Consider the following 26,162-nt stretch of genomic DNA (forward strand, 5'->3'; position numbering starts at 1 on the left):
TTTCAGGGCTTCCGGGTCGGGCGCGGGGCATCGTGCTTCCCGCGGCGCTGACCGGGGACCCCGACGGGCTCCCAGCCGCGGCGGGGCCGCGCCTCGGCCCGGCTGCGGTAGACGACGTAGGGCCGGAACAGGTAGCGCACCGCGGCGAAACCGCTGAAGGCGTGCACCAGCCGGGTGAACGGGAACAGCGCGAACAGCAGCATCCCCACCAGGATGTGCGCCTTGAACGGCACGGGCACGTCCACCATCAGCGCCACGTCGGGCTGCAGGACGAAGATGCTGCGGAACCACGGCGAGATCGTGGCGCGGTAGTCGTAGCCCTCGGTGATGCCGTTGGCCAGCACCGTGGTCAGCAGCCCGAGCACGATCGCCCCGACCAGCACCAGGTACATCGCCTTGTCGTTGACGGTCGTCGCGGAGAACACCGGGCCGTTGCGGCGCCGCCGGTAGATCAGCAGCGCGACCCCCACCAGCGTGCAGATGCCGGCCAGCGCGCCGAGGCCGACCGCCACCAGGTGGTAGAGGAGCTCGGAGACGCCGAGCGCGGCGGTCCACGACTCCGGGATCAGCAGCCCGATCGCGTGGCCGACGATCACCACCAGCAGTCCGAAGTGGAACATGGGGCTGGCGAACCGCAGCAGCCGCGATTCGAGCAGCTGCGAGGACCGGGTGGTCCAGCCGAACCGGTCGTACCGGAAGCGCCAGATCGAGCCGACCACCAGGACCGCGATCGTCGCGTACGGCGCGGCGCCCTACAGCAGCACGTCCCAGGTGCTCATCGGCGGACTCCCGTCTGCTCGGTCGTGGGGAAGGGCAGCAACGGCCCCGCCATGCCCACGGACTCCTGCGGCGGCCCGGTCGCGGCGATGCGCTCGGCCGCCCGCAGCACCGCCGGTGTCGGCGCGGGCAACGTGGCCAGCACGGCGTCGACCCCGCGCGCGTACACCGTGCCCTGGCCGTGCAGGGCCTCGGCCAGCAGCGCGAGCCCGGCGTGGTGGTTGACCAGCAGCGCGGTGCCCAGTTCCTGATCGGTCGTGGCGGCGAACTCCAGCACCACCGTGAGGTGGTCGGGCAGCTCGTCGTCGGGCGGCAGCACGCCGGCGGACCGGTAGATGCGCTTGAAGTCCGCGATGGCGCGCCCCCGGTTGCGGGTGTCGCCGGTGGACCAGTAGGTCAGGTACTGGCAGCAGCGCCGCCGCAGGTCGAAGGTCTCGACGTAGTGCTGCTGCGCCGCCAGCAGCGGCGTCGCGTCCAGGTGGTCCAGCAGTTCGCGGAGCGGCGCGCCGTACTGCTGCGGGAGTTCCGCACCGGCCTCCCGCAGCTGCGGCAGCAGCGCGCGCAGCGGCTCGTCCGGGTAGGCCAGCAGGTATGCCGCGATGCGGTGCGTGAGAGCGCGGGAGCGGTCGAATCCCATCAGCGGTCCTCGTCGTTGCGCGGGAACAGGCCCTCGGGCGTGCCGCGCCCGTCCCAGTTGAGCAGGTTCACGCGGCGCGAGCCGTCCGGCGCGGTGAAGTGCTCCGCGCTCTGCCGCTGCTTGAGCAGGTGGAAGTTCTCCACCGACATCGGCACCGGCTGGCCGGAGGCCTCCCCGAACGGCCCCGACGCGTACATGCCCGGCCCGCCCTCGTAATCCAGCGAGCAGCCGGGCTCGTCGAGCTGCCCCGCGAGTTCGGCGTGCGCCTGCGGGATCACGTAGCGCTCCTCGTACTTCGCCAGCGCGAGCAGCCGGTACATCCGCTGGACCTGCTCGACGTCGAGCCCGGCGGCCTCCGGGATGGCCGGGTTCGGCGGGCGGCCGAGGTTGATGTCGCGCATGTACGAGCGCATCGCGCCCAGCTTGCGCAGCGACTCGGTCACCGGCCGCACGTCGCCGGCGGTGAACAGTTCCGCCAGGTACTCGACGGGGATCCGCATGGCGTCGATGGCGCCGAAGATGTTGCCCACGTCCTCGCCGTCGTGGCCGGTCTCCGCCAGCTTGTCCACCACCGGCGACAGCGGCGGGACGTACCAGACCATCGGCATGGTGCGGAATTCCGGATGCAGCGGCAGCGCCACCCGGAAGTCCTTGATGAGCGCGTGGACCGGGGAGCGCTGCGCGGCGTCGATCCAGTCCGGCGGGATGCCGGCGCGGCGCGCCGCGGTGAGCACCTCCGGGTCGTTCGGGTCGAGCAGCACCTCCAGCTGCGCCGGGTACAGCTGGTGCTCGTCGTCCACCGACGCCGCTTCGAGCACGCGATCGGCGTCGTAGAGCAGCACACCGAGGTAGCGCAGCCGGCCGACGCAGGTCTCCGAGCACACCGTCGGGAGCCCGACTTCCATCCGCGGGTAGCAGAGCGTGCACTTCTCGGCCTTGCCGGTTCGGTGGTTGAAGTACACCTTCTTGTACGGGCAGCCGGTGACGCACATCCGCCAGCCCCGGCACTGCTCCTGGTCGACGAGCACGATGCCGTCCTCGGACCGCTTGTACATCGCGCCCGACGGGCAGGACGCGACGCAGGACGGGTTGAGGCAGTGCTCGCAGATCCGCGGCAGGAAGAACATGAAGGTCTCTTCGAAGGACTGCTTGACCTCGTCGGAGAGCTTGCGCAGCACCGGGTCCTGCCGCGTGAGCTCCGGCGAGCCGGCCAGGCTGTCGTCCCAATTGGCGCTCCAGGAGATCTTCGTCGGCTCGCCCGAGATCAGCGACCGGGGCCGGGCCACCGGCGTCTGGTCGCTCAGCGGCGCGGAGATCAGGTTGTCGTAGTCGTAGGTCCAGGGCTCGTAGTAGTCCTGGATGGCGGGCAGCTTCGGGTTGGCGAACAGCGACAGCAGCCGCTTGAACCGCCCGCCGCCGCGCAGCTTCAACCGGCCGCCGCGGGTCACCCGCCACCCGCCGCGCCACCGCTGCTGGTCCTCGTAGGTGCGCGGATATCCCTGCCCGGGGCGGGTTTCCACGTTGTTGAACCAGACGTACTCGACGCCGCCGCGGTTGGTCCACGCCTGCTTGCAGGTGACCGAGCAGGTGTGGCAGCCGATGCACTTGTCCAGGTTCATCACCATGGCCAGCTGTGCCATCACACGCATCAGTACTCCTTCTCGACGCTCCGCGTCAGTACTCCACCGACTGGCTACGGCGGCGGATGACGGTGACCTCGTCGCGCTGGTTGCCGGTCGGGCCCAGGTAGTTGAACGCGAAGGACAGCTGGGCGTAGCCACCGATGAGGTGGGTGGGCTTGAGCAGCAGCCGGGTCAGCGAGTTGTGGATCCCGCCGCGCAGCCCGGAGATCTCGGACTTCGGCACGTCCACCACCCGGTCCTTGGCGTGGTACATGTACACCGTTCCCCGCGGCATCTTCTGCGACACCACGGCCCGCGCGACGACCACGCCGTTGCGGTTGACCGCCTCGACCCAGTCGTTGTCGCGCACCCCGATCACCTCCGCGTCGGCCGGGCTCATCCACAGGTCCGGGCCGCCGCGCGACAGCGCGAGCATCAGCAGGTTGTCCTGGTACTCGGAGTGGATCGACCACTTCGAGTGCGGCGTCAGGTAGCGCACCGAGACCGCGGTGCCGCCGGATTCCTCGGGCTCGCCGAACAACCGGTGCATGTTCAGCGGCGGCCGGTACACCGGCAGCGCCTCGCCGAGCTCCTGCATCCAGTCGTGGTCCAGGTAGAAGTGCTGGCGGCCGGTCAGGGTGTGCCAGGGCTTGAGGCGTTCGACGTTGATCGCGAACGCGGTGTAGCGGCGGCCGCCGTGCTCGCTGCCGCTCCACTCGGGCGAGGTGATCACCGGCACCGGGCGCGCCTGGGTGTCGGCGAAGGTGACCTGCTTGCCCTCGTTGTCCAGCGCCAGGTCGGCCAGCCGGACGCCGGTGCGCTCCTCCAGCACCCGGAAGCCGGCGACCGCGATCCGGCCGTTGGTCGTGCCGGACAGCGCGAGGATCGCCTCGCACGCGTCCACGTCCCGCGCCAGCGACGGCCGGCCGGCGGCGACCCCGTCCTGCACGGTGCCGTTGCTGCGCCGCAGCTGCTCGACCTCCTGGTCCGGGATGACCGTCCAGCCCTTGTTGCCCACGCCGAGCCGGTCCACCAGCGGCCCGAGGGCGGCCATCTTCTCCGCCACCGCCGGGTAGTCGCGCCGCACCACGATCAGCTTCGGCATCGTGACGCCCGGAACCGGGTCCACCTCGTCGCGGCCCCAGTCCCGCACCACGCCGCCGGGCGTCGCGAGCTCGTCCGGGGTGTCGTGCAGCAGCGGCGCGGCGACCAGGTCCTCGCGGATGCCCAGGTGCGTCGCGGCGAGCTCGGAGAACTTGCGGGCCACGGCGTGGAAAGCGGCGAAGTCGCTGCGGGTCTGCCACGGCGGCGCGATCGCCGGGGTGAACGCGTGGACGAACGGGTGCATGTCCGTCGAGGACAGGTCGTGCTTCTCGTACCAGGTCGCGGCGGGCAGCAGCACGTCGCTGCACAGGCCGGTGCTGGTCATCCGGAAGTCCAGCGATACCAGCAGGTCCAGCTTTCCCTCCGGCGCTTTCGGATGCCACCGGACGTCGTGCGGCCGCCGGTTCGGCGGGGCTTCCTCGGCCCGCAGCGCGGAATCGGTGCCGAGCAGGTGCTTCAGGAAGTACTCGTTGCCCTTCGCCGACGAGCCCAGCAGGTTCGCCCGCCACACCGTGACGATCCGCGGCCAGTTCTGCTCGGCGTCCGGGTCGGTGCAGGCGAAGCGCAGCCGCCCGGCGCGCAGCTCGTCGATCACGTGGTCGGCGGGCTCCATCCCGGCCGCGCGGGCCGAATCCACCAGGTCGAGCGGGTTGCGGTCGAACGTCGGGTACGACGGCATCCAGCCCATCCGCGCCGACCGGGCGATGCAGTCGGCCATCGCCGCGCCCCACAACCGGCCCGGGCCAAGCGGGTGGATCAGCTCGTCGGCGCCCAGCGCGTCGTAGCGCCACTGGTCGGTGGCGAGGTACCAGAACGCGGTGCCGATCATCTGGCGCGGTGGCCGCGCCCAGTCCAGCGCCCCGGCCAGCTGCGCCCAACCGGTGGCCGGGCGGCACTTCTCCTGGCCGACGTAGTGCGCCCAGCCGCCGCCGTTGACCCCCTGGCAGCCGGTCAGCGTCACCAGCGCCAGGAACGCCCGGTAGATCGTGTCGGAGTGGAACCAGTGGTTGGTGCCCGCGCCCATCAGGATCATCGACCGGCCGCCGGATTCCTCGGCGTTGCGGGCGAATTCGCGGGCCACCCGGGTCACCTGCGCGGCGGGCACCCCGGTGATCTCCTCCTGCCACGCCGGGGTGTGCGGCTTCGGGTCGTCGAGGCCGCTCGGCCAGTCCCCGGGCAGCCCCGGCCGGGCCACCCCGTAGTTGGCCAGCACCAGGTCGAACACCGTGGTCACCAGGCGGTCCCCGACGCGGATCGCCGGGACGCCGCGGCGGAGCCGGGCCCCGCGCTCGTCGGGCACGTCGAACCTCGGCAGCTCCACCGCGACCGGCTCGGCGGCGGCGTGGCCGAGCAGGCTCAGCCGCGGTCGCACCTCGCCGAGATCCAGGTTCCAGCGGCCGGTTCCCCCTTCGCCGAAGCGGAATCCCAGGCTGCCGCCGGGCACGTGCTCGCGGCCGGTGCGCTCGTCGACCAGCACCGGCTTGAACCGGTCGTGATCGCCGGGCGCGCCGAGATCGGCCGCGGTGAGGAACTTGTCCGGCACCAGCGCCGCGCCGTTGTCCCGCAGCGAAACCAGGAACGGCAGGTCGGTGTAGCGGCGCACGTAGTCGGCGAAGCGCGGTGCCTGCCGCTGCACGAAGAAGTCCCGCAGGATCACGTGCCCCATGGCCATCGCCAGCGCGCCGTCGGTGCCCGGCTGCGGCGACAGCCAGGTGTCGGCGAACTTCACGTTGTCGGCGTAGTCCGGCGACACCACCACGACCTTCTGGCCCCGGTAGCGCGCCTCGGTCATGAAGTGCGCGTCCGGTGCTGTACGCGCTGACCTTCGGCGGGTTCGTGGCGTTCAGCGTCTACCTGCCCACCTACCTCAAGTCCGCCTACGACCTCAGCGCGAGCGACGCCTCGATGCGCACGGCGGGGTTCGTGGTGCTGGCCGTGGTGGCCCGGCCGATCGGCGGCTGGCTCTGCGACCGCGTGCACCCGGCCGACGTGCTCGGCACCGCCTGCTCGCTCGCCGTGGCGTTCGCGGTCCTGGCGTCCTTCGAACTGCCGCTGGTCCCGTTCGGCACGATCGCCTTCCTCGGGCTGGCTACGGTGCTCGGGGCCGGCGCGGGTGCGGTGTTCGCACTGGTCGCCAAGCTGGCGCCGCCCGACGAGGTCGGCGCGGTGACCGGCCTCGTGGGCGCCGCGGGCGGCCTGGGCGGATTCTTCCCGCCGCTGGTGATGGGCGCGATCTACGGCACGGCGGGCGACTACACCTGGGGCCTCGTGCTCCTGGCGCTGGCCGCGCTGGGGTGCGCGGCGCTGACGTTCGCGGTCGTCCGGCGGGAGGCCGCCCGGTGACCGGTCTGCGGATGCGCGGAACCGCTCGGACGGACATGATCTCCGGGAGACTCCACGGGGTAGCCTGATGGGGTAGGGGACAATACGCCGGAATCGGGCTCGCCCGGCTCCCGCGGTCCCCGTCATGGCAGCAATCCAACGGAGGTGTCAGCGGTGTCCAATCCGTTCACCGGCTCCGGCCGGTCGGCGCCGGGCACACCCAACCTGCCCACCCCGCCGAGCGGCTGGCCGATCGGTTCCTACGGCACCTACGAAGAGGCGCAGCGCGCCGTCGACCACCTGGCGGACAGCGACTTCCCGGTCCAGGAGGTGACCATCGTCGGCGTCGACCTGATGCTCGTCGAGCGGGTCACCGGGCGGCTGACCTGGGGTCGGGTGCTGGGCGGGGGCGCGGCCTCCGGAGCCTGGTTCGGCCTGTTCGTCGGCCTGATCCTGGGCCTGTTCACGCCGCAGGGCAGCTGGTTCGGCCCGGTGCTGGTCGGTCTGGGCGCGGGTATCGTGTTCGGCCTCGTCTCCGCGGCGGTCGGCTACGCCTCGACCCGCGGTCGCCGGGACTTCTCCTCGGCCAGCCAGCTGGTCGCGGGCCGCTACGACGTGCTGGCCCAGCCGCGCCACGCGGAACAGGGCCGGGACCTGCTCGCCAAACTCGCCATGCGCCCGCCATCGACGCAGTGATCGGCTGACCCGACCGGAACCCAGGACTCCTGCGCGGCAGGGTCCTGGGTTTCGCGTTCTTCCCGGAATTCGCATCGCGCTCCGGTCGGCCGGAAGGCCCCGGTGAACAGCTCCTTTGCGCCGGTCGGTGCAGTGCGGGACGGCTTTCGGCGCAATGCGCGGGCGCCCGGTTTCGCCGACTTTCACGTATTAGCAACAAGGGTCTTGTCGCCCTTGCCTTGACTGATCAAGACGCCTAGCTTGCCAACACCGGCTCACCGCCGGCGGTGGCAGGCGACGAAGCGTGGGCACCCCAGTGCCGGGTCGCGGCTGCGACCGGCAACTGGAAGGACCGACCGTGAGAGTTCGCCGCACCCGTGCAGCGGCAGTGCTGGGCGCGTCGCTGGTGTGCGCGTCCGCGCTGACCGCCTGCGCACCGGCCTCAGGCGCGAACACCGTGAACCTCTACAGCGCGCCCGAGGAGAACCTGCAGCAGAACGTGGACCGCTGCAACGCCGAGTCAGGCGGGCGGTACCAGATCGTCTACCACAAGCTGCCCCGCGACGCCGATGGCCAGCGCGAGCAGATGGTGCGCCGGCTGGCCGCCGGCGACACCGGCATGGACATCCTCTACCTGGACGTCTCCTGGACCGGCGAGTTCGCCGAGGCCAAGTGGATCCGGGAGTGGACCGGCCAGAACAAGGCGGAAGCCGAGCGCGACACGCTGCGGGGGCCGCTGGAGACGGCCACCTGGGAGGGCAAGCTCTACGCGGCGCCGAAGAACACCAACGTGCAGCTGCTCTGGTACCGCAAGGACCTGGTGCCCGAGCCGCCGAAGACGTGGGGCGAGATGATCTCGACCGCGCAGCGCCTCAAGCAGGAGGGCAAGCCGCACTGGATCTCGCTCACCGGCGCGCAGTACGAGGGCCTGTACGTGCACTTCAACACGCTCGTGCAGTCGGCGGGCGGGCACATCATCTCCGATGACGGCAAGCGCGCCGTGATCGACGAGGGCGCGGTGCAGGCGTTGCAGGCGCTGCGCGACCTCGGCACGGCGGGCGTCACCAGCGCGTCGATGAACAACGCCAAGGAGGACGACGCCCGGCAGGAGTTCGAGACCGGTCAGGCCGCCTTCCAGCTGAACTGGCCGTTCGTCTACCCGTCGATGCAGGAGAAGAAGCCCGAGCTGGCGAGCAACGTCGGCTGGGCGCGACTGCCCGGCCTGCAGCCGGGGGTGCCGAGCAAGTCCACCATCGGCGGCGCCAACTACGCGGTCAGCAGCTTCTCGACCAAGCCGGACCTGGCCTTCGAGGCGACGAAGTGCCTGCGGAACCCGGAAAGCCAGAAGTTCTCCGCGATCAACGACGGCGTGCCGCCCGCTCTCGAGTCCGTCTACTCGGATCCCGAGGTGGCCGCCGAGTACCCGATGCGCGACACCATCCTGGAAGCGCTCAAGGATCCGGGCGTGCGAACGGTGACGCCGGCTTCGCAGAACGTCTCCACGGCGCTGTCCAACCTGCTCGCGCCGATCGGGGAGATCGACCCGCAGAGCACTGCGGAGCGGATGCGCACCGAGGTGCAGAACGCCTTGGACTCCAAGGGAGTGATGCCGTGATGGCGCAGCCGGATCAAATGGAACCGACCGCGGTGGCCGATCGAGGGGCGATCAGCGAGGGCAAGAAGGCCGAACGCAAGCTCGGCTGGCTGCTGTGCGCCCCGGCCGCGCTGGTGATGATCGCCGTCACCGGCTGGCCGATCCTCTACGCGCTGTGGCTGTCGTTCCAGCGCTTCGACCTCAAGTACCCGGACCAGCGCGAGTTCGTCGGGCTGGACAACTACATCACGGTGCTCGGCAACGGCTACTGGTGGAGCGCGTTCTGGGTGACGATCCTGGTCACCGTCGTCTCGGTGGCGATCGAGTTCGCACTCGGCATGGGGCTGGCGCTGGTCATGCACCGCGCGCTGGTCGGCCGCGGCCTGGTGCGCACGGTGACCCTCATCCCGTACGGCATCGTCACCGTCGTCGCGGCCTTCAGCTGGCGCTACGCGTGGACGCCCGACACCGGCTACCTGGCCAACGCGATCACGCCGGGCGGCGCGCCGCTGACCGAGCACGCCAGCGCGCTGGCCATCGTGATCCTGGCGGAGATCTGGAAGACCACGCCGTTCATGGCGCTGCTGCTGATGGCCGGTCTGGCGCTGGTGCCCGACGACCTGCTCAAGGCGGCGGCGATGGACGGCGCCGGGCCGTGGCAGCGGTTCGTGAAGGTGATGCTGCCAGTGATGAAGCCGGCCATCCTGGTCGCGCTGCTGTTCCGCACCCTCGACGCGTTCCGCGTCTTCGACAACATCGTGGTGCTCACCTCCGGCGCGCAAGGCACCTCGTCGGTGTCCGTGCTCGCCTACAACAACCTGATCAAGGGCCTGAACCTGGGCATCGGCTCGACCATGTCGGTCCTGATCTTCATCGCGGTCGCGATCATCGCGTGGATGTTCGTGAAGCTCTTCGGCGCGGCCGCGCCCGGTAGCGACGACAAGGGGAGGCGCTGATGGCCGGCGTCGGCGGGGCCGAGACCCCCGCGCGGAAGACCAAGTGGGCGCTGCTCAACATCATCGTGCTGGTGTACGCGCTGGTGCCGGTGCTGTGGATCCTGTCGCTGTCGTTCAAGACGCCGGCGACGCTCTCCGACGGCAACCTGATCCCGCGCGAATGGACCCTGGAGAACTACGCGGCGATCTTCACCACCAGCGAGTTCACCCGCGCGCTGCTGAACTCGATCGGCATCGCGCTGATCGCGACCGCCATCGCCGTGGTGCTGGGCACCATGGCCGCCTACGCGATCGCCCGGCTGGACTTCCCCGGCAAGCGGGTGCTGGTCGGCGCCTCGCTGCTGATCGCGATGTTCCCGCAGGTGTCGCTGGTGTCGCCGCTGTTCGAGATCGAGCGGGCGCTGGGCCTGTTCGACACCTGGCCGGGGCTGATCCTGCCGTACATCACCTTCTCGCTGCCGCTGGCCATCTACACGCTGTCGGCGTTCTTCCGGGAGATCCCGTGGGAACTGGAGAAGGCGGCCAAGATGGACGGCGCCACGCCGGGGCAGGCCTTCGCGAAGGTGATCGCGCCGCTGGCCGCGCCGGGGGTGTTCACCACCGCCATCCTGGTGTTCATCTTCTGCTGGAACGACTTCCTGTTCGCGATCTCGCTGACCTCGACGGAGAACTCCCGCACCGCGCCGGTGGCGCTGCAGTTCTTCACCGGCGACTCGCAGTTCGAGGACCCGACGGGGTCGATCTCCGCGGCCGCGGTGGTGATCACCATTCCGATCATCGTGTTCGTGCTGTTCTTCCAGCGTCGCATCGTGTCCGGACTGACCTCCGGCGCAGTGAAGGGGTAACCAAGTGGCCGAGATCGTGCTGGACAAGGTGACCAAGCGCTACCCGGACGGGGCGCTGGCGGTCAACGAGGTGAACCTGGAGATCGCGGACGGCGAGTTCGTGATCCTGGTCGGCCCTTCCGGCTGCGGGAAGTCCACCACGCTGAACATGATCGCGGGGCTGGAGGACATCAGCGGCGGCGAACTGCGCATCGGCGGGGAGCGGATGAACGAGCGCGCGCCCAAGGACCGCGACATCGCCATGGTGTTCCAGTCCTACGCGCTGTACCCGCACATGACGGTGTTCGAGAACATGGCGTTCCCGCTGCGGCTGGCCAAGGTGGATTCGGCGACGGTGCGGCAGAAGGTCGAGGAGGCCGCCAAGATCCTCGACCTCGCCAAGCACCTGGACCGCAAGCCCGCGAACCTCTCCGGCGGGCAGCGGCAGCGGGTGGCGATGGGGCGGGCGATCGTGCGCAGCCCCAAGGCGTTCCTGATGGACGAGCCGCTGTCCAATTTGGACGCGAAGCTGCGGGTGCAGATGCGGACCTCGGTGTCGAAGCTGCAGAAGCGGCTGGGCACCACGACGGTCTACGTCACGCACGACCAGACCGAGGCGATGACCCTCGGCGACCGGGTCGTGGTCCTGCGCGGCGGCGTGGTGCAGCAGGTCGGCGCGCCGCAACACCTCTACGAGCACCCGGCGAACCTGTTCGTCGCGGGCTTCATCGGCTCGCCCGCGATGAACTTCGTGCCGGTCGAGGTGGCCGACGGCGCGCTGCGCGGCCCGCTGGGCGACATCCCGCTGAGCGACCGGATCCGCACCGCGCTGGAGTCCGCGGACGCACCGCGCGAACTGGTGCTGGGCATCCGCCCGGAGCACTTCGAGGACGCGGCGCTGCTCGACGACTCGGCCCGCACGGCGGGCGGGACGTTCACCGGCGAGGTGGACGTGGTGGAGGAGATGGGCTCGGACAAGTACGTGTACTTCACCCTCCACGGTGGACGGGCGAGCACGGCGGAGCTGGACGAGCTGGCAGCAGACAGCGGCAGCGCCGAGGTGCCCACGGACGAGGGCCAGGTGGTCACCCGCCTCTCGGTCGAATCGGCGGCGAGGGAGAGCCGGCCCCTGACGGTCTGGTTCGACCCGGACAAGATCCACCTCTTCGACCCGGCCACGGGCCGAACCCTCACCTGAGCAACCCCACCGAGATCCGATCGAGGCGAGGGGCACCCATGCCCGCGCAACCGGGCACGGGTGCCCCCACCCACGGCCAAGAGCGGATTTCAAACCAGGGCACCGCGAGACCGCCGACCAACTCCACCACCCGATGGGTTGGGTTCGTCCGCAATTTCAATGGAAATCGGACCTTCGATTTCAATGGAAATTGCGGGCAGGCGAACGCCGGTGGGGGGTCAGGGGCGGCCTAGCTCTTGGGTCCAGTAGTGGCGGTAGTGGCTGTGCCCGGTGGCCGCGTGGCCCACGCCGAGGTCGGTGAAGGCGCAGTCGAGGATGTTGTCCCGGTGCGGGACCGCGTCCATCCACTGGCGGAAGGTGCCGTCGGCGGTCTCGCGGCCGGCCGCGATGTTCTCGCCGACGTAGCCGCTCGGAAATCCCTCGGACCGGGTGCGATCCACCGGGCTGCGGCCGTCGCTTCCGGTGTGCCCGAAGAAGTTCCGGTGCGCCATGTCCGCGCTGTGCCCGGCGGCCGCCCGGCTCAGGTCGCCGTTCAGGCGCACCGGCGGGCATCCGGCCCGGGCCCGTTCGGCATTGGTGAGTTCGAGTATTCGCTGCTCCGATGGCATCCGCTGGGCCGCCTGCAGCGGCGGCCCAGCGCAGAGCAGGAGAAGCGGGACGGCGGCCCCGCACGACAACATCCGTTCGACCAGCGACATCTGCGATCACTCCCAGCATCGCGACGATGGGTGGGAGTGTTGTAACCGCGGCACGACGTCGCCGCCGGATCATTTCGCCGAATCCGGTTACCGGCCGGGCGTGCCGGATTCAGTCCATAGTGGACGTCCGGGCACGGAGCGTTAGAGCTGGCTCGCGATGAGCACGAACAGGGTGACGATCCACCCCATGATCAGGGCGACCAGGAGGGTGAGCTTGTTGGCGGCCAAGCGAGTCATGGCGGTGCCTCCCAACGTGAAAGAAACGAAGATCTGACGGAGATTCGTTTTTCACGATGTGGCCCGCGGTGGTCCCGGCAGGCGTCAGCGCGCGACGGCGCGCGGCGCGGCGGGAACCGCGTCCCACATCGCGCCGGGTTTTCGCTGCACCCAAGCAGTGTGCCGGAACAACTTCTCGGCGATCTCCCGACGCGTCACGGGATTTCGCCGGGGGACCGGGCTGGTGAGGAGCCGATGCCGGACCCGCCCCTGGTGCTGCGGAAGACGGTGCATGACAACCTCCTCACGCGCTCGCGCCGACCGATGAGAACGGACGGTGGTGAAAGACAAGCGGAACGGCGTCCAGTCGGCGATGACGGGACGCGAAGTGACCCCGCACGGCATATCGCCGGCGGCGCGGAATTCGTTACGAAGTGCGATCACAGCCACTTGTTCCGCCGGAAGATCTTGAAGAGGACCATGCAGGCGCCGAGCATCACCATGAGGGCCAGGGGGTACCCGAAGGTCCAATTCGTCTCGGGCATGAAGTCGAAGTTCATGCCGTAGATCCCGGCGATCATGGTCGGCGTCGAGACGATCGCGACCCACGCCGAGATCTTGCGCATGTCGGTGTTCTGCTGGAGCGTGATCTTGGCCAGCGTCGCGTCCACCAGGGTTGTCAGCAGCTCGTCGAAGGCCCCCACCATTTCGGACACCCTCGCCAGGTGGTCCTCGACGTTGCGGAAGTAGGACCGCACCTCGTCGGCGACCATCGGCGTGTAGCCCTCGGCGAGCCGCTGCATCGGCTTGGTCAGCGGCTGCACCGCGCGGCGCAGCTCCATGACTTCGCGCTTCATCAGGTAGATGTGCTCGGCGTCGATCTTGGTGCCCGGCTCGAAGACCTCGGCCTCGATCTCGTCGATGTCGTCCTGGATGGCCTCGGTGACCTCCAGGTACGTGTCCACCACGTGGTCGGCGACGCCGTGCAGCACCGCCGACGGGCCCAGCGCGAGCTGCTCCGGGTCGGCCTCCAGCTGGCTGCGCACCTCGGCCAGCCCCGCGTGCTTGCCGTGCCGCACCGTGATGACGAAGTCGCGGCCGAGGAACACCATCAGCTCGCCGGTGTCGACGATCTCGCTGGTCGCCGACCGCGTCTCGGTGTCGGTGTAGCGGACCGTCTTCAGCACCATGAACAACGTGTTGTCGTAGCGCTCCAGCTTCGGGCGCTGGTGCGCGTGCACGGCGTCCTCGACGGCCAGCTCGTGCAGGCCGAAGGTTTCGGCGATGCCGTTGATCTGCTCTTCGGTGGGTTCGTGCAGCCCGATCCAGACGAAGCCGGAACCGCGCCGCCGCACCTCCTCGATGGCGTCGGAGTGGTTCCACGAACCTTCGACGCGGCGTCCGTCGTCGTAGATCGCGCAGTCGACGACGTACGCGGAGACGGGGGCGGCGCTGCGGATGAGCGGCTGGGGCGCGCGGTTGTTCCGGTTGCGCAGGCCGAGCGAGGGCAGGTTGGGCACGGCGACCTCCAAGGTCCGGGCGCAGCTCCCCGGCGGACGGGGATCCGGGTGAGAGCTGCGTGGGTGGCGTGCTTCGCGGGCTCCGCCCGCTGCTCGCGCATCCCTGCCGGCCCTGATGGGCGAAGGCCTAGCGGCTGGCCCTTCCGGCGGGGATGCTGTTGGTACTGCACGGAAGCGCGCTATCGGCACTGCTGTCCACGATCCCTCACCTCCAGAAGGTCATCCACCGATGTGGTGGTCTTGAGTCAGCCAACCCGACACGATACTCCGTCCGAGTGGACCGATGGCAACGGCTCGCATTCGAGGTCACAACCCGCCGGAACCGCAATGCATGAAACGGGTGAATTGGGCGGATTGGGTGAATCGCATCCGGATCCGTGTTCGACCCGAACCGCGCCTCTCGGCGGGCCGTGACGGGACCGTCGCGGCGTTCCCCGGTCGCATTTCAGCCGTCACTCGTTGCGGGGTAAACTATTCCAAGAGCGCAGGATCTCGGCGAGACCTTCGGTCAGCGCTCCGTCGCGGTCCAGTGTGGCGAAAGTCGCACTATCCGCCCAGATCGCATCGGCGGCGTCGTCACCAGCGGAAAGCTCCTGTTCGTTACTCCAGCAGGAGTAGTCCAGGATCTCGTAGGTGCCGCGCGCCGCGGGCCGGAAGATTCGGCCGACGAGCTCACCGACGGTGACGGAGAGTCCCGTTTCTTCGCGGACTTCGCGCTGTACCGCCGAATGGTCGGTCTCGCCGCGCTCGACTCGGCCACCCGGTAGGGACCACTTCCCCTTCCCGGGTTCATGTGCACGTTTGACCAGTAGCAACCGGCCGTCCGGGTGGTGAATTATCGCGCCGACGCAGCGGATCACAGGATTCTCCGATACGATCATCGCCACGGAGGGTAGTTGATCCGGGGCTGCCCGGAAACGACTGACCCAAGTGCGGTACAAAGCTGCCGTAAAGCGGCGGAGTGCGGTACAACGGATCAGCAGGCGCCTGCGCTACTCAAGGGCATTTCGGACGGGGTGCGTCACAGTGAACATGAAGAAAATCCTCACGTGGGCCGGAGTTGCTTTCCTCCTGTTCTTCCTGTTTTCCGCGCCGGTGGAAGCCAGCGGTGTCATCAACGGCATCCTGGGCAGTCTCCGGGGAGCAGCTGAGGCCGTCATCACCTTCATGCAGAACCTCTTCCAGTAAAGCGCGAGCCGCGGGAGGCGGGTGCCGTGTTCGCTCCAAGGGACCCCGACGAATACCTGCTGGACAGTGAACGCCGAGTGATCCGCGTTCGGCGTCACTGGGCGGTCCTGGTGTGGGACCTCTTCGAGGCGGCCGGCTTGCTGGTTGGTCTGGTGATGGTGTCCTACCTGGTGCCCGAGGGCAGCGGTGGGTTGGTCCAGAACATCCTCTGGTACGTGGGGCTGATCATCCTGATCCGCTTCGCGTACCAGGTGCTGGACTGGTACGTGGAACGCATCGTCGTGACCGACAAGCGGTTCCTGATCACCACCGGCATCTTCACCACCAACGTGGCGATGATGCCGATCACCAAGGTCACGGACCTGACGTTCGCTCGCACGCTGATGGGCCGCCTCTTCGGGTACGGCACTCTCGTGGTCGAGTCGGCCGGTCAGATCCAGGCCCTGAACCGCATCGACTACGTGCCGAACCCGACCGAGGTCGAGGACGCGATCTCGGCGCTCGTCTTCGGTGACAAGAAGGGCCAGCAGCAGGACCGCTTCTCCATGCTCAAGGCGCGGCGCGCCGCGGTGGGCAAGCGGAAGGCAGCGAAGCTCTGACCCATCCGGTCGGCCCGGCGCGGCAGCGCCGGGCCGACCGGACGGGTGTTGGTTCGGCCCGCGGTCGGACCATCGGTCACACTGGTGGGTGTGCGAATCGACCTGCACACGCATTCCACCGAGTCCGACGGGACCGATGCACCGGCAGATCTGGTGGCGACAGCGCTCGCCGCCGGCCTGGACGCGATCGCGATCACCGACCACGACACCACCGCGGGATGGGCGGCGGCCGAGCGGGCCGTGCGCGATCTCGCGGAGCCCGGCCGGTTCCGGCTGGTGCCGGGTGCCGAGCTGTCATGCTCGTGTCCGGGCGAGGACGGTCGGAACATCACCGTGCACCTGCTGGCGTACCTGTTCGACCCGAACTCCACCGCGCTCGTGCGGGAGCAGTCGCGGCTGCGCGCTGAGCGCCGGGAGCGGCTCTACCAGATGGCGCAGCACATGGCCGCCGACGGTTTCCCGGTCGACCCGGACGAGCTCATGGCCGGCCTGCCGCCCGACTCGCCTGGAGGTCGGCCGCACCTGGCCCGCGCGCTCGTCAACGCCGGGACGGTCGCCAGCGTCGACGAGGCCTTCGCCAAGTACCTCGGCGGCCGCGGCAGCTACTACCTCCCGCGCACCGACACGCCCGTGCACCGCGCGATCGAGATGATCGCCGAGGCCGGCGGCGCGACGGTGCTGGCGCACCCCTTCGCGACCGCGCGGGGGCCGATCGTGACCGCCGACATCGTGGCCGAGCTCGCCGGGCGCGGGCTCGCCGGGATCGAGATCGACCACCCCGACCACGACGCCGAGACCCGGACGCGGCTGCGCGGGCTGGCCGCCGAGCTGGACCTGATCCCCACCGGCAGCAGCGACTACCACGGCACCAACAAGACGATCCGGATCGGCCAGGAGACGACTCCGCCCGACTCGTTGGATCGGCTGGTGGAGCGGTGCAGCGGCAGCAAGGTCATCGGCTGATCGGGGCGGAACGGCCGGGTAGCGGGAAAACTGCGTACTGTGGGGGCGTGCAGGGGCAGCTCGGTCTAGAAGGAATTCCCAGCAAGCTGGTGCGGGTCACGCCGGCCAGGCTCGCGACCTGGGCGAGTTGCCCCCGGAAGTACCGCATGACGTACCTGGACCGGCCGGCGCCGTCGCGCGCCGGTGCTTGGGCGAACGCCACGCTGGGCGCCGTCGTGCACAACGCTCTGCGCGCGTACTTCGAGCTGCGAGCGGATCAGCGCAGCCCGGAGCGCGCTGCCACGTTGGTGCGCGAGTACTGGAAGTCCGACGGCTTCGCGAGCCCGGAGCAGGCGGGCGACTACCGGCGCCGAGCGCAGGAGTGGGTCGGCTCGTACGTCGAGCAGCTGGCGCCCGACGTCGTGCCGCTCGCGGTGGAGCGTTGGGTGTCCGCGCCGATGGGGTCGATCATCGCCGAGGGCCGGGTGGACCGGATCGACGACCGGCACGGCGAACTCGTCGTCGTCGACTACAAGACCGGGCGGCACGGACTGCGCGTCGACGATGCGCGGCAGTCGCTGGCGCTCGGGCTGTACGCGTTGGCAGCGCGCAAGACCCTGCGCCGGCCGTGCCGGCGGGTCGAGCTGCACCACTTGCCGACCGGGGCCGTCGCGGGTTGGGATCACACCGCGGAATCGCTCGCCGCGCTGCAGGATCGCGCCGAGCAGCTCGCCGGAGAACTCCAGGCCGCGACGGACGCGTTCGAGCTCGGTGCCGATCCGCAGGCGATGTTCCCGGTTCGAACCGGACCGCACTGCTCGTGGTGCGACTTCCGGGCGCATTGCGAGGAGGGCAGGCAGGCGGCGCCGAGCCTGCCGCCGTGGGCTTTGCTGGGGGATTGACGAGCATGCGACCTGAGGACGGGCCGATGCGCACACCCGCTTCGCAACGACCGCGGCCGCCCCGAACGCGGCGCCTGCCGGGATCCGACGAGCTGCCGCCGCAGCGACCGCGCGGTCGGCATTCGCTGAGCCGACCGACGCCGCCCAGCCGGGCCGGTTCCGCGCTCCGCGGCCTCACCGGCGCGTTGGCGGCCGGCTTCCTGCTGCTCGCACTAGTACTGGTCGCGGTGCAGTTCTGGGCGACGAACCAGGGGCAGGAAGGCCCCGGGTTGGCTGCGGTGATCGCTCAACTGGTGGCGTCGCTGGTCGCCCTGGTGCTGCAGGCGATCGCGGACCGGCGCAACAACGCGCGCGGCGGCTTGGCTGCCTGCGGCGTCCTCGTGGTCGTGTTCGGCTCGTTGTGGTTCTGGTGGTGGGCCTGACGAGCGTCCGTGTTTCCGTTGGGGAACAAGGACTTTTCGCGTCGCCGGTTCAGCGCAGGGCGACGAGCGCGTCGCCGCGCTGTTCCAGGAGAACCGGGCCCACCGCGTTGAGCTGGACCGGGCCGGTGTAGCCGGCGCGGTCCACCGGGATCACCCGCTCGCGGTTGCCGGTCGATGCGTCCAGGACCGCCAGGCCATTGGACACCGGTACCAGCAGCTTCCCGCCGAATCCGACGCCCGGGCCGAGCGTGTCCGGCGTAGTCCACAGTGGAGCGAGGGTTTCCGGGTCCAGCGCGACCGTGTCGGTGCCGGTGTGCCAGTAGATCCGGTGGCCCTTCGAGGTCGACTCGACCTGCACGTTCGCCCGGAGGTCGGGAGTGCCGACGCGCACCGGGAAGGTGGTCTCCACCGCGCCGTCGTTGTTGTAGACCACGACCTCGGAGCGGTCCCGGAGGACCACCGCGACGTGCTTGTCGTTGACCGCGATGACCCCCGCCGACTCGCTGCCGAGGACGACGCTGAAGATCTCCTCCGGCTTCTCGTCGTCCTCGGGGTGGGCCTTCAGGACCGTGATCCGGCCCTGCTCGCGGGGGCACGCCTCGACGGCCCCCACCCGCTCGTCGCCCACTCCGATCGAGGAGTAGGTGCAGTCCGGGCGCTTCATGTTGTTGTCCGGGTTCTTCACCGCGGGCGGCATGCCGAACTGCTGGGTGCGCACCAGGTCCGAGCGCCAGGACTCGAAGGAGCGCTTCCCGGTGGCCGTCACGTAGGTGTCGTCGCCGAGCAGCTGGGTGCCGAACTCGGCGTCGGCATTGCGCTGCGGCCCGCGCACCCCGGTGGCCCCGCGCAGCGAGGTGACCTCGCTGCAGTTCTCGGACTTGCGGTAGACCGCGATCGCGCGGTTCCACTCCGCGCCGACCGTGCACAGTGGAATGTCGCGGGCGTAGCGCCAGGCGACCTGGCCGGTCAGCGGATCGTGGCCGCTCACCTCGTTGCCCGCCCCGGTGACCACTCCGGCCCCGGCGACTACCGGAACCGGAGTGACAGGGCTGGTCGCGCGCCACGCCTCGGACAGCGTCTCCGGCACGGCGGTGGCCGCGGGAAGTTCTGGAATCGGTTGGGCGGCGGGCTCGGACACGGTGGCGCGCGCATCGCTGTTGAACCAGAGGACGACGCTACCGGTGAGCACGGCCACGACGATCAGCGCCACCACGGCGAGGTCGGTTCTCGTGCGCCGTTCCGGCCGGACCACAGTCACTCCTCGATCGCCTGGCTGTTCCTGCGCCGAGCTTAGAGCCTGTCGCCGGACTCGCCTTGCGTGGCGGTGCGGGTGGCGGCGCCCCTGCGGGAGTTGCGGACGCCGCCTGGAGTTCGACCCGCGAGCCTCCCGGCTCACGGGTCTCGCCTGCTGCTACGCGGCGCCGCCTTCGGCGTTGCCGCTGCGCGCCGTGTCGCCGGCTTCGCCGACCGGCTCGCCCGAGCGACGCCTGCGCCGCCGACGGCGCGGCCGCTCACCGGCGTCGGCTTCGCCTCCTGCGGCGGGCGCTTCCGGCTGCTGCACCGCGGTTTCGGCACCGCTGCGGGTACGCCGGCGCTGCCGGCGTCGGGCGGGCCGGGTCTCGGCGTCGCTGTCCTGGCGGGCACCGCTCTCGGCTTCGCCCTGGTGCTGGTCCGCGCCGCCGCGGGTGCGCCGCCGGCTGCGGCGCGGCCGCTTGGCCTCGCCCTGCGTCTCGGGCTCGGCGTCCAGTCCGGCGCGAGTGCGCTTGGACAGCGGCAGGCGACCGGTGACGTCCGTCGGGATGTCGAGGTCGGTGAACAGGTGCGGCGAGGTCGAGTAGGTCTCGACCGGCTCGGGCTTGTCCAGGCCGAGCGTGTCGCTGATCATCTTCCAGCGGGGCTCTTCGTCCCAGTCGACGAGCGTGATCGCGACGCCTTCGCGACCGGCCCGGCCGGTGCGGCCGATGCGGTGCACGTAGGTCTTCTCGTCGTCCGGGCACTGCAGGTTGATCACGTGGGTCACGCCGGCGACGTCGATGCCGCGGGCCGCGACGTCGGTGGCCACCAGGATGTCGACCTTGCCGGAGCGGAACGCCCGCAGCGCCTTCTCGCGCGCGCCCTGCCCGAGGTCGCCGTGCACCGCGCCGGCCGCGAAGCCGCGCTCGGTGAGCTCGTCGGCGAGCTTCTGCGCCGTCCGCTTGGTCCGGCTGAAGATCATCGCCAGGCCGCGGTCGGTGGACTGCAGGGCCTTCGCGATCAGTTCGCCCTTGTCCATGGCGTGCGCCCGGTAGATGAACTGCCGGGTGCGCTCGTGCACCGCGCTCTCGTCGGCCTGCTCGGCCCGGATGTGCGTCGGCTGCGTCATGAACGTGCGGGCCAGGGTCAGGATCGGGCCCGGCATGGTGGCCGAGAACAGCATCGTCTGCCGCTGCTCGGGAACCATGCGCAAGATGCGCTCGATGTCCGGCAGGAAGCCGAGGTCGAGCATCTCGTCGGCCTCGTCGAGCACCAGCCCGCGGACCTTGCCGAGCACCAGGTGGCGCTGTTCGGCCAGGTCGAGCAGGCGGCCCGGGGTGCCGATGACCACGTCGACGCCCTTGCGGAGCGCGGAGATCTGCTCCTCGTAGGGGCGGCCGCCGTAGACGGCGACGGTGCGCACGCCCAGGTGCTTGCCCGCGTCGGTGAGGTCGCGGGTGACCTGCAGGCACAGCTCGCGGGTCGGCACCACGACGAGCGCCTGCGGGGTGCCGTCGCCGGGCACCTGCAGGCGGTGCAGCAGCGGGACGCCGAAGCCGAGGGTCTTGCCGGTGCCGGTGCGGGCTTGACCGATCAGGTCCTCGCCCTGCATCGCCAGCGGCAGGGTCAGTTCCTGGATGGCGAAGGTGCGCTCGATGCCGGCTTCGTGCAGCGCGCGGACGATGTCCGGGTGCACGTCGAGCTCGGCGAAGGTCGGAGCGTCCGGGTTGCCGGCGGTGCCGGCCTTCAGGTGCGGCGCGTCCGCGGCTTCGGGGGCACCGGACTCGAGGTGCTCGAGCTGCGTGTCGTCCGCGGTGGTGGGGCTGCCGCCCCCATTACGATCTTCGAGGCCGTCGGGGGCCTGGCTGTTGGTGAACGTCAGAATGATCGCCTCTCTCGGTACCTGCGCGCATGCGTCCCGGTTCGGGCCGATCCGTGGCGACGTCCTCCAGGCACGGCAGCTCGCTGCTCGCGGCCGCTCTTCGTGCTCGTGGTCACCGACGTGATGGTGCGCGCCCTTGTTCGCTCAGCGGCTGAGCCGCTGTTGGTTCGTTCTTCTCGGCGTCGCGTGCGCCAAGGCCGACGAGCGATTTCGCTCGGGCCGCGTACACGCAGGCTGTGGTCCCGGGGGCCGTCCCGCTCGGACGGGAGTCGCCCAGACCGTGACGTTCGCGAGCCAGCACCGCGGTCTTCACGACCGGGTCGCCGACTGTGCCGCCGACTGTGCCGTCGGACGCCGATGCTCCTCCGAGGTCCGAGGATACCTGTTGGTCGGCCGTTCTCACCGTGGCGCGTATAACTCGGGCGTGCCGCCGGTTAGGCTCGCAGCCATGAACGAGGCTGACCAGCGCGGTGAAAGTGACGAGCGTTACTCCGAAGGTGTTGTGGATCTGCTCGCGGCGCTGGCCTTCGGAGAGCTGTCGGCCTTCGACCGGCTCGCCGAGGACGCGCGCACCGCACCCACGCTGACCGGCCGCGCGGCGCTGGCCAGCATGGCGGCCGCGGAGATCGGTCACTACCGGCAGCTGGAGGAGCACCTGGCGGGCCGCGGCGTGGCGGTCGACGAGGTCATGCAGCCGTTCGTGGCGCCGTTCGAGGCGTTCAACGAGTCCACCGCGCCGCATTCGTGGCTGGAATCACTGGTCAAGGCCTACGTCGGCGACGGGCTGGCGGCCGATTTCTACCGCGAGGTCGCGGAGTGGCTGGACCCCGCCACGCGGGAGCTGGTGCTGACCGTGCTCGCCGACACCGGCCACTCGGCGTTCGCCGAACGCGAGGTGCAGGCGGCCTGCGAGGACGACCGCAAGCTGCGGGACAAGCTGACGCTGTGGGGGCGGCGGCTGCTGGGCGAGGCGATGACGCAGGCGCAGCGGGTGGTCGCCGAGCGCGACGCGCTGGCGGAGCTGATCATCAAGGGCTCGGGCGACCTCACCGGCATCGCGGCGATGTTCCGGCGGCTGCAGAACAACCACACCAAGCGGATGGCCCGCCTGGGCCTGGGCTGATACCCGCGGCTCGCTTCGCGTGGCGATGCGGGTAGCGGACGCATGACCAGTCGGGCTGTCGTCGCCAGGCGACGCCTGAGAACCTGCGGCGGTGCGAGCTGCGCAGGTGGGCTGAGCGGCTTCGCCGCAAAGACGAGAACAGGTTCCCGGGCAGGACTCGAGTCGTCCTGGTTCGGTGGCGTCGCGAGGATCCGCCGATCAAGGCGGGACCTGGGATAGCCTTGCCACATCCCAACGGATTCGAGTGCCCAACGGAGGTTCGGCGTGGAGGTCAAGATCGGCGTCGTGGACAGCCCGCGCGAGCTGACGGTCGTCAGCGGACAGTCCCCGGAAGAGGTCGAGTCGCTGGTCGCCGACGCGCTGAAGAACGCAGAAGGCGTGCTGGCGCTGACCGACGAGAAGGGGCGGCGGATCATCGTCCCGTCGACCAAGGTCGCCTACGTGGAGATCGGCCCGGCGACGCCGCCGCGCGTCGGCTTCGGCGTGAGCTGACCTGGGTTTTTCCGCGCGAGGGGCACCCCGGCCGAACTCGGCCGAGGTGCCCCTCGCGCTTTGTGTCAGTCCAGTTCGGCGGGGATCTCGAAGGGCGGGCGGCCGGTGCCGGTGATCCGGTAGCGGCCCCAGGGGTCCTGGTCGGAGAGGGTGCCCGTCGCCTCGCCCGCCGGTGTGCGCAACACCACATCCTTCTTGCGGTGGTCGGCGAACTCGTCCACGTCCTGGTGTGCGGACAGGCGCCCGTACCAATGGAAACGGCCGTCGATGGGCTGGAAGTGGCCGCGCAGGACCACCTCGACCGCCAGCTCCCGCTCATCGGCCAGGAGCGTGGCCGGGCCGCGGTAGTCGTCCTCGTCGTGCTCGTGGTCAGCCATGGTCCACGTCCTCCTCGTCTTCGGGCGTCTCGTGTTCGCCGGGCACCAGGCGCAGGTCGTTGCCGAGGTCCAGCGGATCGTCGGGGTCGATCACCAGGCCGGCCGAGCGCAGCACGCCGTCGATGGCGAACCAGATGATCTGCGCCAGGTAGTCGGTGAGGTCGCTGCGGCTCATCGACTGCCGCTCCAGCCACCAGTCGCCGCTGGCCTGCACCATGCCCACCAGGCCGTGGCTCCAGGGCTCGACGCCGCCGGAGTCCAGGCCCAGCGCCCGCAGGTATTCGCCGAGGATGCGGGACAGCGAGTTCGCGATCACCGTCTTCTCCGCCGACACCGGGTCGGAGCGCACCGGCCGGTCCGCGAAGGTGCGCTGCACGACGAACCGGTACAGCTCCGGGTACTGCTCGATGGTGCCGAGGTAGGCGTCGAGCAGGCGGCGGATGCGCTGGTTGGGCGTGCCGCCCTCGTGAAACAGCGGCCGCAGCCGCTGCATCAGCAGCTCGGTGCCCCATTCGCCGACCGCGACGTAGAGGTCGCTCTTGTCGCTGAAGTGCCGGTAGAGCACCGGCTTGCTGACTCCGGCCTCGGCGGCGATCTCGTCCATCCCGACCTCGGCGCCGTGCTTGCTGATGGCGCGCACCGTGGCCTCGACGAACTCGGCGCGGCGGGCCTGGCGGTGTTCGCGCCAGCGCTCCCGGCGCGCGTCGCCGCGGGCCTTCTCCGGTGTGACCGCCTTGACAGGGCGAGAGATGTGGCTCACGCTACCCAAGGTAACTGTTACTGGAAGTAACATGCAATCTCGATGCCGAGAGGGTGATCGCCGGATGAGCAGGGCCCTGCAGGTCAACGACCGCGAGAAGACGGCCGCACGGCTGCTGAATTCGTCCGCCCGGAACAGCTACGACCCCGAGGTCGACGTCGACTGGGACGCGCCGCTGGCCGACGGCAAGCCCTACATCCCGTTCGAGCGCAGCTCGCTCTACGGCACGCACCTCTGGGACCGGCTCAGCGAGGAACAGCGCATCGAGCTGACCAAGCACGAGTTCGCCAGCATCGCCTCGAACGGCCTGTGGTTCGAGGTGCTGCTCATGCAGATGCTGCTCAAGGAGTTCTACAACTCTGACCCGCGCACCAACCACGCCCAGTACGCGCTCACCGAGGTCGCCGACGAATGCCGGCACTCCACCATGTTCGCCAAGGCCGTCGACCGCATCGGCGCGCCCGCCTACGGGCCGCTGCCGATGCTGCACCGCGGCGGCCGGATCCTGCCCGCCGTGCTGCGCGGCCCCTCCGCCTACGCGTCGATCCTGGTGGCCGAGGAGATCCTGGACCGCTTCCAGCGCGACCAGATGTACGACGAGGACGTCCAGCCGCTGGTGCGCATGGTCAACCGCATCCACGTGCTCGAAGAGGCCCGGCACGTCACCTTCGCCCGCGAAGAGGTCGTCCGCCGGATGGCCGAGTGCAACGCCGCCGAGCGCGCCTACCACCAGTACTGGACCGCGCTCGTGTCGTACTGCATCTGCCTCAGCCTCATCAACCCGCACGTCTACAAGGCGGTCGGGATCCGGCCGCGCGACGGCTACCGGGCGGCCTGGGCCAACCCCGGCTTCCTGGACACCCTGCACTGGGGTGGCGAGAAGATCATGGCGTTCCTGGACGAGGCCGGACTGGTCGGCAAGCCGGGCATGCGCTGGTGGAAGAAGGCGAACCTGATCCGATGAAGGGCGAAACCTTGCGCACGATGACCGCCGAAGAGTTCACGACCAGCGACGGAACCCGGTTGCGGATAGTCGACGAAGGCCCCGCCGACGCGCCGGTCACCGTCGTCCTGGTGCACGGGTGGGCCCTGACCAAGCACACCTGGGACCGGGTGGCGGACGGCCTGCCGAAGGCGGCCGGGACGCAGCTGCGGATCCTGCGGTTCGACCTGCGGGGGCACGGCGAGAGCGACCCGGCGCAGCCGGGGAGCGCGAGCATCCGGCAGTGCGCGGACGACCTGGCGGAGCTGATCGCGGAGCGGGCCCCGGAGGGGCCGGTCGTGCTCGCCGGGCACTCGATGGGCGGCATGACGATCATGGCGTTGGCCGAGCAGCACCCGGAGCTCTTCGCGCGGCGGATCGCCGCGGTCGCGCTGGTGGCGACCTCGGCGGGCGACCTGGTGGCGCCGACCCTCGGCCTGCCCCGGCCGGTCGCGGCCGTCGCCAACCGGGGCGAGCAGGCGTTCCGCAAGCGGCTCGCGGTCTCGCGCGGGAAGCGGCTGGTCCCGCAGTCGTCCTGGCTGCGACCGGGGATGCGCTGGCTGCTGTTCGGCCGGAACCCCGAGGCCGCCGACGTGGTTGCCACCGCGGACTGGGTCGCGGGCTGCCACCCGGCGAACATGGCCGCCTACCGGCAGGCCTTGGCCGAGCACGAGCGACTCGGCGCGCTCGCGGCGTTGCGGTCGGTCCCGACGGTCGTGCTGTCCGGGCTGGCCGACCGCCTGACGCCGCACTCGCACGCTCGGCGCATCGCGGACGCGCTGCCGGACGCCAAGCTGCTGATCTACGCCGGTGCCGGGCACATGCTGCCGCTGGAAAGGGCCGACGAGGTCACCGCCCGCATCGCGGAACTCGTCACCCGCGCGCTCCGCTGACCTGGGTGTTCCGCAATTTCCATGGAAACCGAACCTTCGATTTCAATGGAAATTGCGGGACATCGGCGTGTCGGGCCACGACACGCCGTCGGCTGTGGACAACCTCCGCAATTTCAATGGAAATCGGACCTCTGATTTCCATTGAGCGTTTTTCATCCTGGTCGGCCCGCAGCCGCGGGCCGCAAAGCTGCACGTCGATGGGGTGCCGTATGCGCCGCAGGCGC

At 70.1% G+C, this 26,162-nt stretch carries 26 protein-coding genes and 2 pseudogenes; 15 read left to right on the forward strand and 13 right to left on the reverse strand.

The genetic code is table 11. The annotated features are described in order from the left end of the window. Positions 1-2 precede the first annotated feature (2 nt). From narI to AB0H93_RS41700, 4 genes and pseudogenes are all read right to left on the reverse strand, one after another. Positions 3-779 (reverse strand): annotated as a pseudogene (gene narI, locus AB0H93_RS41685) (respiratory nitrate reductase subunit gamma). Beyond that, positions 776-1,414, reverse strand: coding sequence for a nitrate reductase molybdenum cofactor assembly chaperone (gene narJ / locus AB0H93_RS41690; protein ID WP_358581881.1), 639 nt, complete (start codon positions 1,412-1,414; stop codon positions 776-778). Before narJ ends, narI begins: the two are co-directional and overlap by 4 nt. Then, on the reverse strand, positions 1,414-3,063 hold the full coding sequence (narH, locus tag AB0H93_RS41695) for a nitrate reductase subunit beta (protein ID WP_358581883.1): 1,650 nt from the start codon (positions 3,061-3,063) through the stop codon (positions 1,414-1,416). The genes narJ and narH overlap by 1 nt, the downstream gene beginning before the upstream one ends. Positions 3,064-3,088: 25 nt before the next feature. Then, a pseudogene (locus AB0H93_RS41700) lies at positions 3,089-5,947 on the reverse strand (nitrate reductase subunit alpha); the annotation flags it as partial. Here AB0H93_RS41700 and AB0H93_RS41705 point away from each other — a divergent pair. The 6 genes from AB0H93_RS41705 (at position 5,947) to ugpC (ending at position 11,709) form a co-directional block, all read left to right on the forward strand. Continuing rightward, the gene (locus AB0H93_RS41705; protein WP_358581885.1) at positions 5,947-6,483 is read left to right on the forward strand and encodes an MFS transporter; all 537 of its coding nucleotides are present in this window, start codon (positions 5,947-5,949) and stop codon (positions 6,481-6,483) included. The pseudogene AB0H93_RS41700 and the gene AB0H93_RS41705 sit on opposite strands and share 1 nt — an antisense overlap. A 153-nt stretch (positions 6,484-6,636) precedes the next feature. Continuing rightward, positions 6,637-7,158, forward strand: a complete 522-nt coding sequence (locus tag AB0H93_RS41710; protein WP_358581887.1) for a general stress protein — start codon at positions 6,637-6,639, stop codon at positions 7,156-7,158. A gap of 337 nt (positions 7,159-7,495) precedes the next feature. Beyond that, a complete protein-coding gene (locus tag AB0H93_RS41715; RefSeq protein WP_358581889.1) occupies positions 7,496-8,752 on the forward strand; it encodes an extracellular solute-binding protein in 1,257 nt (418 codons plus the stop codon). A 32-nt stretch (positions 8,753-8,784) separates the two neighbouring features. Beyond that, a complete protein-coding gene (locus AB0H93_RS41720; protein ID WP_358581892.1) occupies positions 8,785-9,687 on the forward strand; it encodes a sugar ABC transporter permease in 903 nt (300 codons plus the stop codon). Beyond that, a complete protein-coding gene (locus AB0H93_RS41725; RefSeq protein WP_358581894.1) occupies positions 9,687-10,532 on the forward strand; it encodes a carbohydrate ABC transporter permease in 846 nt (281 codons plus the stop codon). The genes AB0H93_RS41720 and AB0H93_RS41725 overlap by 1 nt, the downstream gene beginning before the upstream one ends. Positions 10,533-10,536: 4 nt before the next feature. After that, positions 10,537-11,709 (forward strand): sn-glycerol-3-phosphate ABC transporter ATP-binding protein UgpC, encoded by a 1,173-nt coding sequence (gene ugpC / locus AB0H93_RS41730; RefSeq protein WP_358581896.1) that lies wholly within the window; start codon positions 10,537-10,539, stop codon positions 11,707-11,709. Between the two features lie 218 nt (positions 11,710-11,927). Here ugpC and AB0H93_RS41735 read toward each other — a convergent pair whose 3' ends face one another. The 4 genes from AB0H93_RS41735 to AB0H93_RS41750 all read right to left on the reverse strand — a co-directional run bounded on the left by AB0H93_RS41735 (position 11,928) and on the right by AB0H93_RS41750 (position 15,024). Next, a complete protein-coding gene (locus AB0H93_RS41735; protein WP_358581898.1) occupies positions 11,928-12,407 on the reverse strand; it encodes a CAP domain-containing protein in 480 nt (159 codons plus the stop codon). A gap of 321 nt (positions 12,408-12,728) precedes the next feature. After that, the gene (locus tag AB0H93_RS41740) at positions 12,729-12,917 is read right to left on the reverse strand and encodes a hypothetical protein (RefSeq protein ID WP_358581900.1); all 189 of its coding nucleotides are present in this window, start codon (positions 12,915-12,917) and stop codon (positions 12,729-12,731) included. Between the two features lie 146 nt (positions 12,918-13,063). Then, positions 13,064-14,143 carry a magnesium/cobalt transporter CorA gene (corA, locus tag AB0H93_RS41745; protein ID WP_358581903.1) on the reverse strand — a complete coding sequence of 360 codons (1,080 nt, stop codon included), beginning with the start codon at positions 14,141-14,143 and terminating at the stop codon, positions 13,064-13,066. 452 nt (positions 14,144-14,595) lie between these two features. Then, positions 14,596-15,024: an NUDIX domain-containing protein gene (locus AB0H93_RS41750; protein WP_358581905.1), complete on the reverse strand. Its 429-nt coding sequence runs from the start codon at positions 15,022-15,024 to the stop codon at positions 14,596-14,598. Between the two features lie 145 nt (positions 15,025-15,169). Between AB0H93_RS41750 and AB0H93_RS41755 the strand changes: the two genes are divergently transcribed. The 5 genes from AB0H93_RS41755 (at position 15,170) to AB0H93_RS41775 (ending at position 18,196) form a co-directional block, all read left to right on the forward strand. After that, positions 15,170-15,331: a hypothetical protein gene (locus tag AB0H93_RS41755; RefSeq protein ID WP_165968041.1), complete on the forward strand. Its 162-nt coding sequence runs from the start codon at positions 15,170-15,172 to the stop codon at positions 15,329-15,331. 26 nt (positions 15,332-15,357) lie between these two features. Next, entirely contained in the window at positions 15,358-15,930 is a 573-nt protein-coding gene (locus tag AB0H93_RS41760) for a PH domain-containing protein (RefSeq protein ID WP_358581908.1), read from the forward strand. 81 nt (positions 15,931-16,011) lie between these two features. Then, positions 16,012-16,893, forward strand: coding sequence for a PHP domain-containing protein (locus tag AB0H93_RS41765; protein ID WP_358581930.1), 882 nt, complete (start codon positions 16,012-16,014; stop codon positions 16,891-16,893). A 47-nt stretch (positions 16,894-16,940) separates the two neighbouring features. Continuing rightward, positions 16,941-17,774, forward strand: coding sequence for a PD-(D/E)XK nuclease family protein (locus AB0H93_RS41770; protein WP_358581911.1), 834 nt, complete (start codon positions 16,941-16,943; stop codon positions 17,772-17,774). Between the two features lie 26 nt (positions 17,775-17,800). Next, positions 17,801-18,196: a hypothetical protein gene (locus AB0H93_RS41775; protein WP_358581914.1), complete on the forward strand. Its 396-nt coding sequence runs from the start codon at positions 17,801-17,803 to the stop codon at positions 18,194-18,196. A gap of 49 nt (positions 18,197-18,245) precedes the next feature. Here the strand turns inward: AB0H93_RS41775 and AB0H93_RS41780 are convergent, their stop codons facing one another. Together AB0H93_RS41780 and AB0H93_RS41785 are read right to left on the reverse strand one after the other, a co-directional pair. Next, positions 18,246-19,448: a hypothetical protein gene (locus AB0H93_RS41780; RefSeq protein ID WP_358581916.1), complete on the reverse strand. Its 1,203-nt coding sequence runs from the start codon at positions 19,446-19,448 to the stop codon at positions 18,246-18,248. A gap of 159 nt (positions 19,449-19,607) precedes the next feature. Continuing rightward, positions 19,608-21,179 carry a DEAD/DEAH box helicase gene (locus AB0H93_RS41785; RefSeq protein ID WP_358581933.1) on the reverse strand — a complete coding sequence of 524 codons (1,572 nt, stop codon included), beginning with the start codon at positions 21,177-21,179 and terminating at the stop codon, positions 19,608-19,610. Positions 21,180-21,759: 580 nt separating this feature from the next. Here AB0H93_RS41785 and AB0H93_RS41790 point away from each other — a divergent pair. Together AB0H93_RS41790 and AB0H93_RS41795 are read left to right on the forward strand one after the other, a co-directional pair. After that, on the forward strand, positions 21,760-22,434 hold the full coding sequence (locus AB0H93_RS41790) for a ferritin-like fold-containing protein (RefSeq protein WP_093262317.1): 675 nt from the start codon (positions 21,760-21,762) through the stop codon (positions 22,432-22,434). A gap of 264 nt (positions 22,435-22,698) precedes the next feature. Further along, positions 22,699-22,926, forward strand: a complete 228-nt coding sequence (locus AB0H93_RS41795) for a DUF3107 domain-containing protein (RefSeq protein WP_132483236.1) — start codon at positions 22,699-22,701, stop codon at positions 22,924-22,926. Between the two features lie 65 nt (positions 22,927-22,991). Here AB0H93_RS41795 and AB0H93_RS41800 read toward each other — a convergent pair whose 3' ends face one another. Together AB0H93_RS41800 and AB0H93_RS41805 are read right to left on the reverse strand one after the other, a co-directional pair. Then, positions 22,992-23,303: a DUF4873 domain-containing protein gene (locus tag AB0H93_RS41800; RefSeq protein ID WP_093262313.1), complete on the reverse strand. Its 312-nt coding sequence runs from the start codon at positions 23,301-23,303 to the stop codon at positions 22,992-22,994. Continuing rightward, positions 23,296-24,063: a TetR/AcrR family transcriptional regulator gene (locus AB0H93_RS41805; protein WP_358581920.1), complete on the reverse strand. Its 768-nt coding sequence runs from the start codon at positions 24,061-24,063 to the stop codon at positions 23,296-23,298. The genes AB0H93_RS41800 and AB0H93_RS41805 overlap by 8 nt, the downstream gene beginning before the upstream one ends. A 64-nt stretch (positions 24,064-24,127) precedes the next feature. Between AB0H93_RS41805 and AB0H93_RS41810 the strand changes: the two genes are divergently transcribed. Both AB0H93_RS41810 and AB0H93_RS41815 read left to right on the forward strand, forming a co-directional pair. Next, entirely contained in the window at positions 24,128-25,027 is a 900-nt protein-coding gene (locus AB0H93_RS41810) for a diiron oxygenase (RefSeq protein WP_358581922.1), read from the forward strand. Further along, positions 25,024-25,938, forward strand: a complete 915-nt coding sequence (locus AB0H93_RS41815; RefSeq protein ID WP_358581925.1) for an alpha/beta hydrolase — start codon at positions 25,024-25,026, stop codon at positions 25,936-25,938. Before AB0H93_RS41810 ends, AB0H93_RS41815 begins: the two co-directional genes overlap by 4 nt. Here AB0H93_RS41815 and AB0H93_RS41820 read toward each other — a convergent pair. Next, the coding region (locus AB0H93_RS41820; RefSeq protein WP_358581927.1) for a hypothetical protein at positions 25,919-26,162 on the reverse strand (244 nt) is incomplete at its 5' end. The genes AB0H93_RS41815 and AB0H93_RS41820 overlap by 20 nt on opposite strands.

Source organism: Saccharopolyspora sp. NPDC050642 (assembly GCF_040654735.1).
GTDB lineage: Bacteria > Actinomycetota > Actinomycetes > Mycobacteriales > Pseudonocardiaceae > Saccharopolyspora > Saccharopolyspora elongata.

What these genes read in the sequence shown, in the direction of transcription:
- narJ (WP_358581881.1), bottom strand. Translation starts at nt 1,414, where the DNA reads ATGGGATTCGACCGCTCCCGCGCTCTCACGCACCGCATCGCGGCATAC.
- narH (WP_358581883.1), bottom strand. Translation starts at nt 3,063, where the DNA reads ATGCGTGTGATGGCACAGCTGGCCATGGTGATGAACCTGGACAAGTGC.
- AB0H93_RS41725 (WP_358581894.1), top strand. Translation starts at nt 9,687, where the DNA reads ATGGCCGGCGTCGGCGGGGCCGAGACCCCCGCGCGGAAGACCAAGTGG.
- AB0H93_RS41735 (WP_358581898.1), bottom strand. Translation starts at nt 12,407, where the DNA reads ATGTCGCTGGTCGAACGGATGTTGTCGTGCGGGGCCGCCGTCCCGCTT.
- AB0H93_RS41740 (WP_358581900.1), bottom strand. Translation starts at nt 12,917, where the DNA reads ATGCACCGTCTTCCGCAGCACCAGGGGCGGGTCCGGCATCGGCTCCTC.
- AB0H93_RS41750 (WP_358581905.1), bottom strand. Translation starts at nt 15,024, where the DNA reads ATGATCGTATCGGAGAATCCTGTGATCCGCTGCGTCGGCGCGATAATT.
- AB0H93_RS41775 (WP_358581914.1), top strand. Translation starts at nt 17,801, where the DNA reads ATGCGCACACCCGCTTCGCAACGACCGCGGCCGCCCCGAACGCGGCGC.
- AB0H93_RS41790 (WP_093262317.1), top strand. Translation starts at nt 21,760, where the DNA reads ATGAACGAGGCTGACCAGCGCGGTGAAAGTGACGAGCGTTACTCCGAA.
- AB0H93_RS41800 (WP_093262313.1), bottom strand. Translation starts at nt 23,303, where the DNA reads ATGGCTGACCACGAGCACGACGAGGACGACTACCGCGGCCCGGCCACG.
- AB0H93_RS41810 (WP_358581922.1), top strand. Translation starts at nt 24,128, where the DNA reads ATGAGCAGGGCCCTGCAGGTCAACGACCGCGAGAAGACGGCCGCACGG.
- AB0H93_RS41815 (WP_358581925.1), top strand. Translation starts at nt 25,024, where the DNA reads ATGAAGGGCGAAACCTTGCGCACGATGACCGCCGAAGAGTTCACGACC.